The sequence below is a fragment of the Enterobacter bugandensis genome (genome assembly GCF_900324475.1).
GTDB classification, from domain to species: Bacteria; Pseudomonadota; Gammaproteobacteria; order Enterobacterales; family Enterobacteriaceae; genus Enterobacter; species Enterobacter bugandensis.
Window position 1 is genome coordinate 2,527,053 of sequence record NZ_LT992502.1, and the last position, 16,140, is coordinate 2,543,192.

Sequence of the window (16,140 nt, forward strand, 5' to 3'; positions counted from 1 at the left end):
ACGAAAAAAAGCCTCCGCAAAGGGAGGCATAGGATATTGAAAGCTCTGACGGGTCAGGCGGCAGCGTCAGTCACCTTGTAGAACGTCATCGCCGGTGACTGCAGGTTCAGCACCACACTCACTGTCTCTACCTCGTTAACCGCAGTAGTCGGCGTGTCGTCAAAAGATGCCGTGGCCGCCCAGTAACGGTTTTCTTTCGCCTTCGGCACGTACATGTACGCCGCCACAGTCTCTTCGTCTTCGTCCAGTTGGCGCAGCAGCGGATATACCGGGAGAGTTGAGTCGTGAGCAATCGAGTAAGTCTGAGAGACAGCGGATTTATAGGTATTCAGGTTGCGCTGGCGATCATCGCTGAGGAACTGAATCTGCGTGGTGTTCTGATCACCACCAGATTTCGATACCTCAGTGATTTGTGGCAGCTCGGTCCATTCTTCAATTTTGCGAATAGAGCCGGAACCGCCACCAGCAGCATATTTGTTTTTGTTGGTGGTGTTGATGTTGCGAAGAGTGACAGCATTCTCCGCAATCGCGTCGATTTTCGCGATAACGTTATCAATACCCGACCAGTTGCAGTTCACGTGAACGATATCGCCGACCGCTATATCGTCTGCGGCGCTAACTGTGATCACCGCGTGCTCAGCATTCGTCGCGCCGGTGAAAGTAATGGCCGGGCCGTAGCCCGATGCCAGATAGACATGAGCGCCGTTAGGCAATGCAAAGCCCATAATGGTTACTCCTTTAGAAACGGGAAAACCGGCTCAAGGCCGGTCACTTGTGGGACATCACGGAGGGAATCAGTTGATAATGTCTGCCCGATAATTCAGGCTGACAGGAACGGAGTAGGACACAGGTGTAGGGACGCCGCGGAATATGCCAGGCGCGCTGCTAATCCAGCAGGTAAAGTCTTTGCCTGCAATTTCCAGCCCCTCGGGGAACAATTCCGCTACTCTGCCAGCCAGGGCAACGACGGAGGTACGGCCGGAGCCGGCTGGCGCCACGACATTAATCTGGTACACGCCTGAATAAGTCCGGCAGCGCAATCCGAGATCGATTGTTCGCGGCGTAACGGGCATATCGTGAACGGCCAGGTACATCTCGTTAGCAGAAGGTGTGAACGGCACGTTCTCCCATGCAACCGAAATGCCCTCGGCATCGGCCCAGGCACCCAATCTGGCGGCCAGTGCAGATGCAATATCAGGAATCACTTAGTCACCTCCCTGACCAGCTTCCTCAAAGAAGCGTTGAAACTCAGCTGCAGTTATGCGGACCATACCGCCCGGCGCCTGTGTGGAATGCCCCATTTCAAGCGGGTAGGCATAGGGCACGTTGTTGCAGAAATAAATGGCCTTCATCCCGACTTTGAAGAGCGACAGCGTGTAGTTCCCGGCCGCTTTTGTCAGATCACCTGTCTTATCAACCCGGCCTGTCTCGTCAGTCGTTGGCGCATCAAAGGACACCTGCCAGTTACCGCGAAAGCGTCCGCCCGTATACCCCGGCGGTGCTTTGATATCCATCCCATCCACCAGCCGTGCCTTTTTCTTAAGCCGTCCTGTTTTGGTCAGGTTGGCAGGGTCCGATTTTTGCGCTTCGTTATGGTCGTATACCGCCTGATTGTAAGAAGCTGCCGTCTGGTTGATGCCCCAGAGTTCGGGATTGCCGACAGGTGACATCATCACCAGTTGATTAAGTATCCGAATGCCGACGGCACGTACGACCGCTTCCTGATTCGCTTTGGCTTTGTCCACGAACGCGGTGATGGCAACCGTAAACGCCTTATTATCGCTCATGCTATGTCCTCAACTGAGATTTGTAGCAGAGCACCACCGCACCCGGTTTCACGGGGTTAGGTTTAACTACGCGGTGGCTTACGCCGTCCACGACGATCAGATCGCCGGTTTTAATTTCCTTCTCAGCGGTGAAGACAATCCGAATATCACCGTTTTCAATGACGGTTCCGTCAATTTCGCCTGGCGCGTAATCCGTCTTAACTCCTGTGGCGGTGAACTGGATATCATCGGAACGATGCTCCACACCACCGATGACGATTAACGTGCCCTTACGCGTGACGTTGTATGCAATGCCGTTCTGCTTGAGCATACGAGTCGTTGTCGCCTGCATTCGCTGATAGTTGATGGCCATTACGCGCGCTCCGCGAAAGCATTAATTGCATATCCACGCCCACCAGCCAGGTCGCCGAGAATAGCCATTACCGCCGGGTAGGATGGTGTGAACACCTCACCATCAGCAACCGCATAGGTCATGGTTACGGCGCCTTCAACACGTTCGGTTTTTACAGCGGCTTCGCGCACGCTGGAGAGTAAATCGCCGTCGATTGCCTCTACCGCCAGCATGCACTGCGCGGTGATAACCTGCCGTGGCACCTGGTCGGGTGGGAAGTCGTGTCCATCCAGAATCACATTTGCGCGTGGCCAGGCCAGAGGCTGTCGAGGGTCTGCTTTGGAACCTACCCAATCAAGCCCTTCCAGGTAGTCCATCGCCTTAATCAGTAACGGTGCGAGCTTTTCAGGCAGCTCAATCCCTCTCAGCGCGGCAAATGACGCCAGTTCATCTTCGCTGGCGTAACTGTTAACGTCAGCGGCGGTGATATCAGTATTAATCATCTGAGCATCCGGTGAATGGGGCTTACGCCCCATCGATTAGCCAGCTGCAGGTGCGGTGAAGGTGATTTCCTCACTCGATTTAGCAATACCATCAACAGTACCAGTGACTGTGAAAGTACCTGCCATATCAGAGGTAAGTTTGACCGTTGCCCCACCAGCAGAGCCGGTTTGAGAACTGGCAGTGCTGAGCGTGCCGCCGGTTGAATTCCAGGCAACGGTTTTGCCGGAAACACCTGCGCCGTTTAGCGTGTACTTAAGGGAAATGGTGACCGCATCGGTGCTGTCAGCGGTTGCGGAGGTTTTATCCGCTGACAGCGTTACTCCCCCGCTGCGGATCCCAGCTTAATCAGCACGCCAGCCGTAGATTTGTTACTGGTGAAGTGCTTCTTCCAGTTACCAGCGGTGCCGATTTTGGTCAGGTCCGGGTTGTCACCTTTGGAGGTATCCCAGCTGTAACCCAGCAAGTCGACATTCACCACGCCTTCAGCACGGTACCCGATGGCCAAGTTTTCCTGATCGTTGATGTCGTACGAACGGAACCCCGGCGCCTGAGATTCGGTGACGGTAACCGCTCCGGCTACGAGCCCAAGGATCGCATCAGCGTCCATGGTGTCGGTAACCAGCACAGGCTTACCCAGCGTTCCCGGCTGCCCGCCGTAAACCACCACGCCCGCTTCTTCGTAGATTTTGTTGGCGATCGCTTCATCCACGATGTCGAAGTAAGTGGCGGAGTGCATAACGAAGAGCACAACGCGGTTGAACTTGTCGCCGTACTTACGCAGGCCGCGCGTTAGGGTCTTCTTACCGTCTGTTTCGATATCGGCGGTAACCACCATATCCGCGTTGGCGCCGATAGCTGCCGTAAGCGCCTTCAGGCCGTATTTCACGTAGCCTTCCAGCGTCGCGTCAGCCACATCAGTGCCGATCACTTCGGAGAACTCGTCAACTGAGCGGCCGCGCCGTTTAAACGCTTCTTCGGTAGTTTCGTATGGACCGTATTTCCACGGTGCTTTGACGGATACCGCTTCACCGGCGCCAATCTTCTTACCCGTCACTTTTTCGGTGGAGTTAACGTCACGCGATTCGATTGAGCCGCCAACCTTGTAGAAGGCACGCTTGCGGAAGTCGCCTTCAATCAGCTCGTTATCCAGGAGGATCGCTCCGTTGGAGGACGCGTTGAAAATTGCCAGGTTGTCCTGGCGGCGCTCGAGGAAAGCGGTCTGCGCCAGATCGTCATAAATGATCAGGTCACTATTAACAGTGGTAGGCATGGGTTAATCCCTTATTTCGGAAGTTTGAGGAAGGCCTGCTGGCCATGCTTGCGGATGTAGTCCGCTTTGTCGCTGGCGCTCATTTCGGAACGTTTCAGGCTGCCACCGCCGTTTGGTTTGTGTCCGCCCGCGCCGGTGCCTTCTGCGCGTGGGAAAAGATGCGGAGCCGTCTCCTTAAGAGACTCCGCCCACTCAAGCGGGCTTAGTGGAGTTTTGCCGTCTTTACCGAACAGAACGTCGCCATTTGCATCAACTGCTACAGCCTCGCCTTCGTCGTTGAGCTGGAATGTGCCTTTGGCACGCAGAATCAGATCGTCAGATGCTTCCGGTAGCGCGCCAGCTTTGGACGCTGCTGCACGGATTGCATCCCCCAGAACTCGATCCCGGAATTTGTTGGAGAACGCTTCGGCTTTGTCCGCGCGTTCATTTGCGGCTTTAATCTGCTTATCGACGTCAGCACGCAGACGCTCGGTGCGCTTATCGAGCACCTCATCAATTTTCCCGGCGGCAATCAGCTTTGCCTCTTCGTCGTCGGAAAAACGCTGGAGGATCCCACGTACAGCATCAGGATCGATACCATCGAACCGCGACAGGGTTTCTTTTTGCTGCTTGATGGTGCCCAGCAGCTCAGAGTTTTTCGATTTCAGGCCTGTAACTTCGCTGGTCACGCGCTCATCAATCAGCTTCTGGATTTCTGGCGTGATTTCGATACCACCGCCCCCGCTGCCCTCTCCGCCGCTTTCTGGTGCGTAAAATTTCAAGAGCATGTTTCGAATTAACATAATTTCCCCTTGGGATTTTGCCGGGCCTCGCCCATAAAAAAGCCCCAGCGGATGCCAGGGCGTGAAGTATGAAATGGTTGTTAGATGTCAGTGCCTGAGAGCTGCTTCAGACGTTCCAGGCTGATCCATTCGCCTTTGTCTGTGAACATATCAGCCAGGTCGATTTCACCCGTGCGGAAAAGACGGCCACGCTCGGCACCCAGAACTTGATCCTGCCTTTGAGCTGACTGACGCGCGAGCCATTCCAGATACGAGGTTTTCCCCGGTACCTGTCCATCCATGCTGGCACGAGTGCCCTCGTCCATCTCGTCGATATCAATGCCGAGTTCGCGCCAGGACTTGAGAATTAGGGTTTCAGTAGAACGACAGCAGAAATGAATTTTCCCGGGTCCCTGCAGGTAAGGCACCTTATGCCCGACCGGTTTGTTATCCAGGGTGTAGCGCAGCAGGTCACGAATAATGCAGTCGTGGCTGGTTTTATTGTCCAGTGTGGACAGCCACTGCTTACCTTTCACGATATCGCTGTTGGCACTTGTGAAGCTGTTGCGTGCTGTTGCAGCCAGATGATTCACAGCTGTTTTAGCGATGCTGGCGGCGTTTGCCCTGCTCATCTGCAGCGCGCCATCGCGATAGTCTTTGTTGGCGTGACCACGAACATTTCGCGCGATAGTTTCTACCGTGTCGCCGGCAAGATAACCCCTGCGGACGGCGTTCACGATACGCGCCAGCCTGTCCGATTCCAAATTATCCGCCCACTCACTCAGCAGCCGCCCCTGAAAGGGCTGCGCCATCGCCGCGGCATACACCATATCGGCGGTGATGCCCTGCAGCGGATAGTGAGACAGGACATGTGAAGGAAGAAGGGAGTCGAACAGGCTCATCTGATAACTGACCTCGTTCTTTGCCAGCGCCACCAGCTCACTCTCAAGCCCTGCCTGCATGGTAGCTATGGCCTGATGGTTAAGATCGCGTACGCTGCCCAGTAAACTCTGTAGGCGATTAACGGTGAAGCTCTCCGGCGGCAATCTGTCCAGCGCATCCAGTAACCGCGCCGAAAGATCAGAGTCCGTCTCATTAAGCAACTTCACCATCCGGTTTGCCACGCCGGTGGCGTAGCGGCTTAACCAGACGGAATGTGCGATCGATTCATCACGCAGGCTTTCGTTGATGGTGGGCATATCAGCCCCCCGTCAACGTTGGTGCCTGATTGCGAAGCGCATCAATAACCTCGTCCGGGCTATCCGCTGGGTCGATAAGATCAAGCTTCTGCAGTGCGCGAATCATATCGCTATCTCGCAGCGCACCGGACTGCCAGGCGTTGACGATTGCCGTCACCATACCCGACTCGGCAACCTTAGCAATGAATTCCTGGTTAATCGTGTAGCTCGTCGATTCGCCCTTGATACCCAGGTATTTCGCACACCATCCCAGCGCCAGCGTATAGGCCTCAGAAACGTTTGAGACGCAGATACCGAGCACCGATGTTGATGATGTTTGCTCACCGCTCGCCTGCGTCGCAGTCTTCGCCGTGGCGTTCTGCTCAATCAGTCGGGCGCCCAGCTGCACCATGTAATCGCGTTTACTGTCCATGGCCTCTTTAGCCAGCATGTTGGGCTGCGCCTGGGCGTAACCAAACGAGCCTTCTTTGGGAAGCAAAAGCGGTGATCGGGAACCAATTTTTACGCCTTTCTTCTCGAGGTGGTCGCGCCAGTTGGTATCGAGCCCTGTCATATACGGCTGCACCTGGCCACAGAACCACACGCTGTCTTCATAGTCAGCACTGTTACGGTAATGACCGTGGTTTATTTCCACCAGCGCAGCCAGCGGAGAGTCATCGATAGTGGGATCGTTGTTCTGGGCGCCGACAAAGGTAAACGGAATTTCATCCCAGTAGTCCTTTCCTTTGGGCTTAGGATGATATTCGCTGTCGACGGTGTAGGTTCCGCTTGCTGTGCCACCTGCCCGGCGCCATACGCGGCATATGAACCTCCCTTCTTCCAGCGCCAGCTCGCGGTACTGGATTTCATCCTTGTAAGAGTAACCATCCGGCTCTTCTACGCATTCGCGCAGCACCACCAGCACCAGTTGATCGCGCCCGTTAATTCGCTTTGTTCGCCAGTTGATAATGTTCTCTGCCGGATAGCGGAGAATGATCGCCTCATCGGAGGCTTCAGCGTAATCGACGTAAATGCCCTCTCGCGCAACCTCCAGCACGTTCTCTGCCACCAGTTGCGACTGCTGATAGATGCTGGTACCGGCTCCGTCAGCATTGTCCAACAGGTACTTAAGCTTCTCCGGACCGTTAAACGTGGGGTCCTTGCGATACGCCATCCCAAGCATGCCGATCTTCGTATTGCCGGCAATGGCGTAGAACACCGCTCGGCTCAGATAATCTTCGTTGCGTTTGCGGTTACGCGTGGATTTATCGGTTGGGTCGAGATAAGGCAGATATTTATTACCCGCCGCCTTTACGGCCTCAGCTCCTTTGCAGAAGTCCCTGTATTTCCGCCAGGCAGCAGAAGCCGCCCGGTGTTCTGGTCGAACCCAGGTGATATCGTCGTTTGCCATATCAGAAAGTTGTGTCCATTGTGATTGAGTATGCCGGCTTCACGATCGGATAATCCTTCACGATGAAGTACCCACCAGCATCATTGGGGTGATCGTTATCTGCTGATTTATCCGGTTCTCCATTGGCCGCCCAGATTTGCTGTTCGAGGCTTTCGGTATAAACCGGGCAGTTCTGGACGTTCACCAGATAGCGGCGTTCGCCGTTGGCGTTACAGAACATGGCGTTCATCGAGTTGATACGGTCCTTAACCGGCGGGTTGGCATCATCAACAATGACGCTGAATCCGGCATCGTTGAGCTGAGCAATATCGGTCTTGCTGGCGTTCTGCGATTTGCGTGAGTCACCAGAGGCATCCGGATAGATGTAAATCTCCCGGCTTTTAACGTATCGGCCATCCTCGTAGCGCCAGAACTCTTCCTGGATACGCTTAATCATCGCTGGCGTATCGTAGACCTTCACCAGCTCACGGACCGCGCGCGGCAGGCCATTACGCTTAACGTGAACAATCGCGGCCATTTTTCCCACGTTGAAGTCCATACCAATGAACAGCGGATCCCCGTCCTGAATCTCGTCAGAACAGTTATTCAGCTTACGGTTAAAGGTGTGGTAAATGGTTCCGCTATTGAGGTTTGTGAACTTCCCGCGCAGATAGGCCTGAATCAGTTCATCAGGGTAAGAACTCAGCAGCGATGGGATGTAATCAGGCGGCAGATTCTTCGCATTGTCAAACGTGCTGGCCTGAATCAGGCCATACAATGCGGCAAGCTCTGGCTTTTCACGTACCGCCTTCACGAACTGCTGGTAGACGAACTTGAACCCTTCTGGCGTGGTCGTGACGTCAATACCGTTACGCAGACCATCAACCTTGTAACGCATACGAGCAATGATTTTTCGCCACGCCTGCTGCGCTTTGGCAGCCGCCATGACGTCCAGCTCATCCACCATCGCGTTACCGATTTTGAAACCAACTATCGAGCCGGGCTTCTCCATCGAGCGGCAGATTGTCGTCCCGCGATAACGCCGTCCCTCGTAGAAGTGAACCTCTTTGTTCCCCTCATTGATTTTCACGCTCAGCCCCCAGTCGAAGGCCACCTCTTCAATCGTCGGGTAGAAGATGTCACGAATCTGCGGGTATGTCGGCGCGAAGTAACCTTGGTTAATCTTCGGATGCTCCCACATCCCTTTGCAGATGCCGCCACAACCCACCCATGTCTTACCGGAACCGAACCCGGCAACGTAGGCTTTGAATTTGTGCTGCATCGCGAGGAACCGCGCCTGAGGAATGTTAAGTGTCGGGCTGATCCCCATCGTCTGCCCTCGCATCCACTACGTTGATATTGATCTGCACTGGGGTTGGTTCATCGTCCTCACTATCACCCGCCAGCTCTTTACGGAGTTTCTCGACCTCAAGCTGCCGGCGCTCGATTTCAATCCGCTGCAGGCGCTGCGCGAACTCGCTATCGGCCAGGCCGAGTCGTTTCATTACCGCTTCGAACATTCTTTCGCGGCTGATTGCGGTTATCTCGACGCCATTCTTGCCGACCTTCACGCCGGAGTATGCGAGCCGTGAGACTTGAGGGAGTTTCCGGGTGTCCGGGAAGTAAGGATGGCCAATACCATCGCCGTTGCAGCGCGGGCATTCAGGGTTAGGCTCTCTGTTGTGGTCGTAACCATAGCCGCCAGTATCCTGCGGCAGCTTGGCACCTTCCCGCCCCTCGACTTTTGCCGTTTCCTCATCAAACTCAACTGCATCGCGCCACTGGTAGTGATGGCCAAAGCCCCAGCAGTAACGGCATGCACCGCGTCGATATTGTGAAAGCTGGTTTGCATCGAAGGTGGCGAGCTGCCACATCTGCGCAAGGACTTCATCGGCACTGCCAAGCGTGCGCGCAATGGAGGCTTTCTGCTGCTGCGCAATGGCTTGCGCAACTGAAGTTTTCTGAAGGAGTTGATAGCCGATTTGTTCAGCAGATTTTTTACTGTAGCCAGCCCGGATACCTGCCTGTGTGGCATTGCCATCCTTCAGGTACTCCGCGACAAATAAGCGCTGCTGAGCAGTAAGTCCATCATCATCCACCAGCTCTTTTGCGCTTTGTTCTTTCTGCGCAGTGCGCACTTTTTTTAGCGCAGGTTTTTGCGCAGTAGGCTTTTTAATGTATCGGCGCGCAGTCGCGTAATTCAGTCCCTGCGCTTCACACCATTCTTTCGGTGATACGCCTGTTTTGGCATGTTCGGACAGGAACCGTTGCTGAAGCTCGCCCCAGTCCGGTTTTGCCATATTTTTTCCTTGCGTCACTCACTGTCAAATAGCAATAAAAAAGGCCGCATTAGCGACCTTGTTTTGTGAAGTTACGATTAAAGGAGTTTGATTTTGACCTCGTACCCTTCAAGACCTGTCATCGCTTCACGAGCGATAAACTCAATTTCGGAAACTTCATGGCCTGTTTTTTTTCGTAACTCTGAAATTTTTTTTGATATTAGGGCAGAAATTTCTTCTTCTGCCTTGTGCGTCAGTTCTTCAATTTTCATTATTACCTCTTTTGGCCGTTTACTATTTCCATTATCAAGTAAGGCGACAGCCATAGATGAGCTGCCTTTAACCTAACTGTATGTAAATAGTAGACTACCTGTGTTACAGATGCTGAATGGGCTAACGTTCAGCTTGTCCCCTATGGGGTCCCCAGCGTCAGTGATGCCCCAAATAATGATAAAAAAAGCTCCTTCATCATTACAAGAGCTTTTGCCATATGGTGCAGGATGCCTCCTGGTGAATCGTCTCTTAGCCCCCGTAACCCCGCAGCCTCATTTGGTCAAAATTGGCGCATGACAAGACGAACAATCAGACACATCCCTGCCACTATGAACAGGGCCAAGTCAAAACCTTCCGCTAAAGTGAAGCCAGCTATAAATGATTGCCGTTTCCGCCTGAGATTGATAGAGCAGGATGAGGGGCTTCACGTTATTGCATTTAAAAGTGCATTTAATTTGCAATATCTGGGTCAGATGTTATTTTGCCAAAGCCTTAGAGCAAGAAGCACATAAGCATAACAAAAGATTCGACTAATACTTGCCCCGTATCAGGGGCATTTTTTATGGCCGAACGCAGTTCAACCCATTCCTTTTAGTGTGTGTAATTTTGAGTGAAATCTAATCTCCTTATAGGGGATATTAGGTAGAACATATGCAACATGTAAGAACTATCAAAGATTGTCAGCCTGAGGAAATTCCTAATACTTTTCGCTTACGCTTGTTGATTATTGGTTAACTGCCAGGCTATCCAAGACTCAGATGCGGAGAATGCCAACTCCAGGGAATCATCGATAAAAAGAGCATGTGAAACTGAGACTCCTGTAGCCCTCCTTGTGGGGGCTTTTTTTGGAATTGATGCGCTTCGCTTGTGAAATATTGAGTCTTTTCTAGAATTTAAAGGTGCTTTGCTATGTCAGGTAAAAGCCGTCGTTAAGAAATACCCGTGTGCTCAAGGATGAGCCATCCCTAGTTTTTCCTTTCCAGCTCTATCTGCCGTATACCAGCCAGGTTATTGTTGCCCTTCTCAATCACGGCCAGCAGCGGCTTAATCCAGAGCACAGCCTGGCAGTACGTTATTGAGCCGGCGGTAGCGGTACTATCATCGGCTGCGTCAGGTCCGTCGGTATCGGCGTGCATTGCGCTGGAACGTAAACGGTACGTGTATTCGAGCAGCCCACCAGCAATGTCAGCAGGAACAGGCAGATTACAGGTTTTTTCACGACGGAGAATCTCATGGTATTCGATTACGGTTTCTTCGGTGCTGTTGTCGATGAGGGAGTTAAGCCTATTGGCATGTTCCGCAACCTGATTGAATCGATTGAAGTTGAATGCTTGAGTGGCGATCACCTGCCCCTGCAAAGTGTTGTCACTTCGCAGAACGTTATTATCGCTCTGAAGTTTACTGGCGACCGAGCAACTCTTAACGAGGGCGATCGAAAGGCTAGCAACAACGACAACGCTGATAAGACCCGGATTAATTTTCATTGGTCCAGTCCCCAGCACGCTAGCGCACTTTCTTGATCGCGACGCTCGACCTGCCCATAGCAGCCATTCTTCTGGCCTTTGGTTAGCCGACAATCACGGCCGCCGTCTTTAATCCACCAGCGAATTGCCTCGCATGCCCCGTGGCGGTCACCAGCATTAATGCGCTTATAGAACGTGGACGGGAAGCATTTATCCGGCCCGATGTTGTAAGGACAGAAAGATGCGATTCCAGCCTTCTGCGGTTCGGTTAGCGGTACCGAAATATTGCGGTCAACCCATGCCAGAGCCTTATTGCGTTCGATAGCATTCACCTGATTGCATTTGGCCTGTGACAATTTCATGCCCTGCACAACCGGTTTACCATCAACCATCGTGGCGCCGCGGCAAATAGTCCAGATACCACCGCCATCTTTGTACGCCGTAAGGCTGTTACCCTCTTTCTCATTTAGAAACTGATCGAGAATGACTGATGCTGGCGCTCCAGCCAGTACCAGCCCCAGAACCGCTGCACTCAGTTTTGCTCTGGATCCCATCACTCACCTTCCTTTTGTAATGCCTCAACTACCACGCTTGCAGCAGCAGGACGCTCGTGAAGGGGTTTATCACCAACGCCTTGAAGGTAGTCATTGACCATTTTTGTTCGCTTTTCGTCCTCTCTACGCCTGCGGTTTGCATCAACTCGCCCGTTAATGTAGGACGCAAGCGAGATAAGCAGACCAGCAGCGCCAAAGAACATGAACACCATATCCTGAGTGGTAAATCCAATGGCTGAAGCCAGAGCTGCTACCCACGCGAAGAACTGTGTGAAGATGTTCCCTGAATCATTCATTTTCATGGTCTCTCACCTCGCTTTGTGCGGGTGCTGTTTCTAGAAATAAAAAAGGCCGCCGAACGGCAGCCTTATGAGGGTTGAAACCTGCTGGAGCTTCCTTCTTCTGAGGAAAGCAAAAAATTAAATAATCCTTAAGAAGAACTATTTAAATCTTTAAAACAATTAACCGTTCACATAGTTTTCAGATGTTATCATTTGCGTTAAGTTAAAAGCTTATCCTCATAGGGATATAAGAGATACAAGCGGGTAGCAATGGCATTATTAATGCGGAGAAGATTGATGTCGTTCTCCGCACTTTTTAGTGCACTGAGCTAGCTATCAAATGTCCACCAGCCACTATATTAGTGCCAGAAACATGATCAGACATTTAGCCCCTCTTGCTCTGCCTCCCCATTCAGAAAATTTGAGTGGATAGATAAAAAAAGCCCGCTCTTTTGAAGCGGGCCAATCAGTTGACTATTTGTAAGGTAGGTGTGAGTGGGACCTATGCTCAGGAGTGAAACTGTATCGGCTGATTCACTATAGGCTCAGGAGAACCACCAGAGAGGTAGGCACATCTCACAACTCAAAGCGTAGCAGCAGATTACAAAACCATAAAAAAAGGCCTGCTTTTTATGGCAGGCTCTCAAGGAAATTGAAATTTGTATTGTTGTTGTCAGGGTGCCGGGTGCCTCCCGGTGACTCTACCCCAGTCAGCAAAGACGCGCGCATACCTGCAGATAGCAGTTGACTGGAACGCCCTTTCGCTTAGAAAAGATTCACCACAGAAATAATTTACGCGCCATCCATTCCTGTGGTCAATGCTTTATCTATGAACAAAAAAAAGCCTACTCAAAGAGTAGGCAATCTGAGACTAACAGCATGCACGCTGTTAGTGAAAAGCACTAAGTACAAGCACTTCCATATCCATTCCACCGGATACTTAGAAGAGTAGTTCGAAAAGGATGAAGTGCAATAAATACAGTGCAATAACGTGCGATTAATCTTTTTAGCTAATTGGTGGAGAAAGTGGGCCGGAGAGAACTTCCGCTTCTCCGTTATCGCAGAGGGGATCTCCCTGCGTCAGATGCCAGACACCAGTTATAGTCTGGCCAGTTTCAAGATCCTCGGTTACACCATTGGTGTAGTAGGCAACCTGAATCCTGCCGTTGTGCTGTATCCAGTAGAAACCTTCTTCCATTTTCCCTCCTGCGTGGTTGGGAAAATTATAAGTCAACGCGGGGGGGGGTGGTTTTAGAAATTCTTAAATCGCTATTAAGCAAAAAGCCCCACGGTGTTAACCGCAGGGCTTTAAACGAAGGCAATAACCCATCGTTAGAGCAAAATTACCACAGATTCGGGAAAAGTAAATAGCTCACGATAAATTCATGCCCTATTTTGTTATCTGCTTGAGCTGCGCATCAGCCCACGCCTCTTCGATATCAAACTTGGTAATGAGCTGATCGTAGAAAGGCTTAACAGACTTCTTCCAGGTATCGAGGCTGATTGCATCCGTTATCTGGCACATCGCGGCGTAAGCCTCAGTTGATGGAATTCGTTCATACCCGCGCCCGCTGCAGCGCTTGCAATCAGCCAGAACCGGAACACCCTGCTGTTCTGTAAGAGCCTGATTAACGGCTTTCCCGCGTCCATGACAGTCTCTACAGGCACAACTAACGACCCTCTTACCCTTACACTGCGGGCAGAGAACGCGTGCAACCTCCCTGACCTGCCTGTGTACCTCATAGTCGGAAGGGTGAATATCTTCGACGCCCATATGCATAGACATCTTCACGAACTTCTTCTCTTTTGCCGGAGTGTGAGACTTCATGCTGAAAACCTCAGAGTCAATAAACCCTTCCCCATTGCAGCCATCGCACTGCTTCACGCTGGCGGCGCTGCGGGAATAGTCCTCGAAAGCGAAGGTGGCCAACTGGTGCATCACTAATGGCTTAACCCTGGTATCCAGTTTGCGCAGCGCAGCCACCCGATCGCACTTGGTCAGCGCGTACTGGACCAGCAACTCAATCGCCCTTTCCCGGTCATTGTTGCTGATGCCCATTTTCCCGAGAAAAGCACTGTAGCCCATGGCGGCCCGCTCCTGGGTCATGCCCATAGCGGCCATGATATCCGTTCCGGTTAATGCATCTGATGCCGTAGTCCGGGGAGAGTCGCTAATCATTGTCGATTTGGCGAAGTGATATTTGAGTGTATTTTCGAGATTCATGCGGTCTCCAGCTCGGTAATGGTCAGTTCTAATTTCCCGCCCTTAACGACAGGCATTTTCACAACGCGATAATCCACAACCTGGCAGTCATCTAGCCAAAATCCCGCCTTGGTTAAAGCGTCGAATGCAGCCTTCTGCAGATTATCCAGATCACGGCGCCGGCGGTCGGGCATGTGGCATTCAATTCGAATTTTGAGTGGTGCTGTCGTCCGGATATTAAGCCGGGCGCTTCGAATGATACTGGCCACGGCATAGCGGTATGCGACACCATCAGCACTGATATGCGTGCGTCCGCGGTTGTGCCGGTAATATCGGTTATTGCTCGGCGGCCAGGGTAAAGTGATTTGATATGTCTTCACGTTCACCCCCATATCCGGTTTCGCCAGCGGCTATCCGGGCGCGCTGGTGTGTTAGATGTCGGAAGGAATGCACTGACAGTCCAGGTCACGTAATCCTGGTTTAGGCTGCGCTCTACTCGCACTCCGCGCGCTTTGTAACGCTTAACCAGTTCGTCGGCCTGTTCGGTGCTGCAATCGGTGTGGTGGAACCAGGTCTTCTTCATCCCCATCACCCCGCAAAGCCAAGCAGCTGCGCGGCGACATTTTCTGCCTCATCACGACTGCGGAATGAACGGGACAGGACCCAGCGCCAGAGAACATCGAGCGCAGCTTTATAGAGTTGCTGAAACTCGAGTTCGTCCATGTTGGCGAATGAGATGCTACGAGGATGCTTTTTGAGTGTTCCGTCTGGCAGCTGAATGGCATCAAAGTGCCCTGCCTCAACGATCACCCATGAGCGGTAAGCATCGAAGGATTTGCACAGGCTAATGCCATTCGTGACGCGCCGGTAAGCAACCTGCTCAAGATACTGCTCAGCAGCATCGATCAGCGCGCCCTCATTCCCGCCATAAGAAGCCAGGAATTTTGCGTAGCCGGTGATCAGCTTCCGCTCGTTGCTCGAGATAGCCCCGCCGGTTGGCTCCCAGTATTCAAAACCGAGATTAAGAAGCGCGAAAAAGCGCCGGTGAAATGCCGGGTTTCGTACCCGCCTGAACTCGGCAACAAGAACATCGCCGAGCCGGGTTTTGGATTGCAGAATATTGCTGGTCTCGGGCGTAGCCGGGATCAGTATTCCTGAGTGGTGTTTTATAAGTTGTAATTCTAGCGCCATGGTTCTCTCCGTGGCGCATCAGGTATAGGGTGTTCAGGCCTATGAAAGAATAATATCAGACGGTGGTGTTACTCGGTACCCCAGTCGTTTTGCAAATTGCATAAACCCGTTTAAAGTGAAGATCTCTTCCTCTTCGAGTAACGGTCGTAATGAAACTATTCCATTTACTCGATAAACCAGATATCTCCCTTCCGCCGGGAAGCTATAGATAACTGCTTTATCGGCCCTTCTGACCACGTCGTACCATTGATCATCTGCATTAAAGGCATCTGCACTACACACTATTTCCCCCAGAGCGACTTATTGACGCGGTAAACAGTAATCGGGAACAGCCAGGGGAACGCAAACAGCGATACTCTTTGAAACTGCTCCAGTGAAATTCACGCGATTAATAAAACCACTCGTCCGCGCTTTCCCAGGTCTCCTGTACGATATGTTCGACCTCTTTCTTGTCGTCCCCGAAAACAGTCAAACCATCATTACTGGCACGCTTAATCGTAAGCTGGCATTCATCGAACTGCTTGCTGAGTCTTTTGAGCAGTTCTGACTCGAGTGCAGGTATAGCTCCATCAGGAAGTTTCTTCATGCGATCAATGGCTAACTCGATTTTCATTTTTCCCTCCGCAATGAACACCTGTATGCATATACAGTATATTTATAAACGTATCTTACGGA

Annotated in this window: 23 protein-coding genes; all 23 read right to left on the reverse strand. The window is 52.1% G+C overall.

The window, feature by feature from the left end; translation table 11 throughout:
- Positions 1-53: 53 nt before the first annotated feature.
- Positions 54-725: a phage tail protein gene (locus DG357_RS12295; protein WP_049136381.1), complete on the reverse strand. Its 672-nt coding sequence runs from the start codon at positions 723-725 to the stop codon at positions 54-56.
- Positions 726-794: 69 nt separating this feature from the next.
- Positions 795-1,205, reverse strand: a complete 411-nt coding sequence (locus DG357_RS12300) for a DUF4128 domain-containing protein (RefSeq protein ID WP_088205522.1) — start codon at positions 1,203-1,205, stop codon at positions 795-797.
- Positions 1,206-1,787 carry a hypothetical protein gene (locus tag DG357_RS12305; protein ID WP_108780334.1) on the reverse strand — a complete coding sequence of 194 codons (582 nt, stop codon included), beginning with the start codon at positions 1,785-1,787 and terminating at the stop codon, positions 1,206-1,208.
- 1 nt (position 1,788) lies between these two features.
- Positions 1,789-2,139 (reverse strand): hypothetical protein, encoded by a 351-nt coding sequence (locus tag DG357_RS12310; protein ID WP_045336384.1) that lies wholly within the window; start codon positions 2,137-2,139, stop codon positions 1,789-1,791.
- Positions 2,139-2,621, reverse strand: coding sequence for a DnaT-like ssDNA-binding protein (locus DG357_RS12315; protein ID WP_088205524.1), 483 nt, complete (start codon positions 2,619-2,621; stop codon positions 2,139-2,141). Before DG357_RS12315 ends, DG357_RS12310 begins: the two co-directional genes overlap by 1 nt.
- Before the next feature lie 36 nt (positions 2,622-2,657).
- Positions 2,658-2,957 carry an Ig-like domain-containing protein gene (locus tag DG357_RS23335; protein ID WP_162497085.1) on the reverse strand — a complete coding sequence of 100 codons (300 nt, stop codon included), beginning with the start codon at positions 2,955-2,957 and terminating at the stop codon, positions 2,658-2,660.
- Complete coding sequence (locus DG357_RS12320) at positions 2,939-3,892, reverse strand: major capsid protein (RefSeq protein ID WP_038419633.1); 954 nt, start codon at positions 3,890-3,892, stop codon at positions 2,939-2,941. The genes DG357_RS23335 and DG357_RS12320 overlap by 19 nt, the downstream gene beginning before the upstream one ends.
- Positions 3,893-3,903: 11 nt before the next feature.
- The gene (locus DG357_RS12325; protein WP_022651278.1) at positions 3,904-4,674 is read right to left on the reverse strand and encodes a hypothetical protein; all 771 of its coding nucleotides are present in this window, start codon (positions 4,672-4,674) and stop codon (positions 3,904-3,906) included.
- An 80-nt stretch (positions 4,675-4,754) separates the two neighbouring features.
- Entirely contained in the window at positions 4,755-5,852 is a 1,098-nt protein-coding gene (locus tag DG357_RS12330) for a phage minor head protein (RefSeq protein ID WP_088205525.1), read from the reverse strand.
- Position 5,853: 1 nt separating this feature from the next.
- Positions 5,854-7,242 (reverse strand): DUF4055 domain-containing protein, encoded by a 1,389-nt coding sequence (locus DG357_RS12335; RefSeq protein ID WP_088205526.1) that lies wholly within the window; start codon positions 7,240-7,242, stop codon positions 5,854-5,856.
- Position 7,243: 1 nt separating this feature from the next.
- Positions 7,244-8,551 carry a terminase large subunit domain-containing protein gene (locus DG357_RS12340; RefSeq protein WP_025913025.1) on the reverse strand — a complete coding sequence of 436 codons (1,308 nt, stop codon included), beginning with the start codon at positions 8,549-8,551 and terminating at the stop codon, positions 7,244-7,246.
- The gene (locus DG357_RS12345) at positions 8,529-9,521 is read right to left on the reverse strand and encodes a terminase small subunit (RefSeq protein WP_063154286.1); all 993 of its coding nucleotides are present in this window, start codon (positions 9,519-9,521) and stop codon (positions 8,529-8,531) included. The genes DG357_RS12340 and DG357_RS12345 overlap by 23 nt, the downstream gene beginning before the upstream one ends.
- Before the next feature lie 77 nt (positions 9,522-9,598).
- The gene (locus tag DG357_RS12350) at positions 9,599-9,772 is read right to left on the reverse strand and encodes a GnsA/GnsB family addiction module toxin (RefSeq protein WP_065419808.1); all 174 of its coding nucleotides are present in this window, start codon (positions 9,770-9,772) and stop codon (positions 9,599-9,601) included.
- A 966-nt stretch (positions 9,773-10,738) separates the two neighbouring features.
- A complete protein-coding gene (locus DG357_RS12355; RefSeq protein WP_088205527.1) occupies positions 10,739-11,257 on the reverse strand; it encodes a hypothetical protein in 519 nt (172 codons plus the stop codon).
- On the reverse strand, positions 11,254-11,790 hold the full coding sequence (locus DG357_RS12360; protein ID WP_088205528.1) for a lysozyme: 537 nt from the start codon (positions 11,788-11,790) through the stop codon (positions 11,254-11,256). The genes DG357_RS12355 and DG357_RS12360 overlap by 4 nt, the downstream gene beginning before the upstream one ends.
- Complete coding sequence (locus DG357_RS12365; protein ID WP_088205529.1) at positions 11,790-12,092, reverse strand: hypothetical protein; 303 nt, start codon at positions 12,090-12,092, stop codon at positions 11,790-11,792. Before DG357_RS12365 ends, DG357_RS12360 begins: the two co-directional genes overlap by 1 nt.
- Before the next feature lie 985 nt (positions 12,093-13,077).
- A complete protein-coding gene (locus DG357_RS12370; protein WP_088205530.1) occupies positions 13,078-13,269 on the reverse strand; it encodes a hypothetical protein in 192 nt (63 codons plus the stop codon).
- Between the two features lie 192 nt (positions 13,270-13,461).
- On the reverse strand, positions 13,462-14,295 hold the full coding sequence (locus tag DG357_RS12375; protein WP_088205531.1) for an antitermination protein: 834 nt from the start codon (positions 14,293-14,295) through the stop codon (positions 13,462-13,464).
- Positions 14,292-14,654: a crossover junction endodeoxyribonuclease RusA gene (gene rusA, locus DG357_RS12380; RefSeq protein ID WP_088205606.1), complete on the reverse strand. Its 363-nt coding sequence runs from the start codon at positions 14,652-14,654 to the stop codon at positions 14,292-14,294. The genes DG357_RS12375 and rusA overlap by 4 nt, the downstream gene beginning before the upstream one ends.
- A gap of 2 nt (positions 14,655-14,656) precedes the next feature.
- Complete coding sequence (locus DG357_RS23155; protein ID WP_088205532.1) at positions 14,657-14,863, reverse strand: hypothetical protein; 207 nt, start codon at positions 14,861-14,863, stop codon at positions 14,657-14,659.
- Positions 14,863-15,465, reverse strand: a complete 603-nt coding sequence (locus DG357_RS12390) for a DUF1367 family protein (RefSeq protein ID WP_088205533.1) — start codon at positions 15,463-15,465, stop codon at positions 14,863-14,865. The genes DG357_RS23155 and DG357_RS12390 overlap by 1 nt, the downstream gene beginning before the upstream one ends.
- A gap of 39 nt (positions 15,466-15,504) precedes the next feature.
- Positions 15,505-15,747 carry a hypothetical protein gene (locus DG357_RS23340; RefSeq protein ID WP_224065701.1) on the reverse strand — a complete coding sequence of 81 codons (243 nt, stop codon included), beginning with the start codon at positions 15,745-15,747 and terminating at the stop codon, positions 15,505-15,507.
- Positions 15,748-15,853: 106 nt separating this feature from the next.
- Positions 15,854-16,078: a DinI family protein gene (locus DG357_RS12400; RefSeq protein WP_088205534.1), complete on the reverse strand. Its 225-nt coding sequence runs from the start codon at positions 16,076-16,078 to the stop codon at positions 15,854-15,856.
- Between the last annotated feature and the right edge of the window lie 62 nt (positions 16,079-16,140).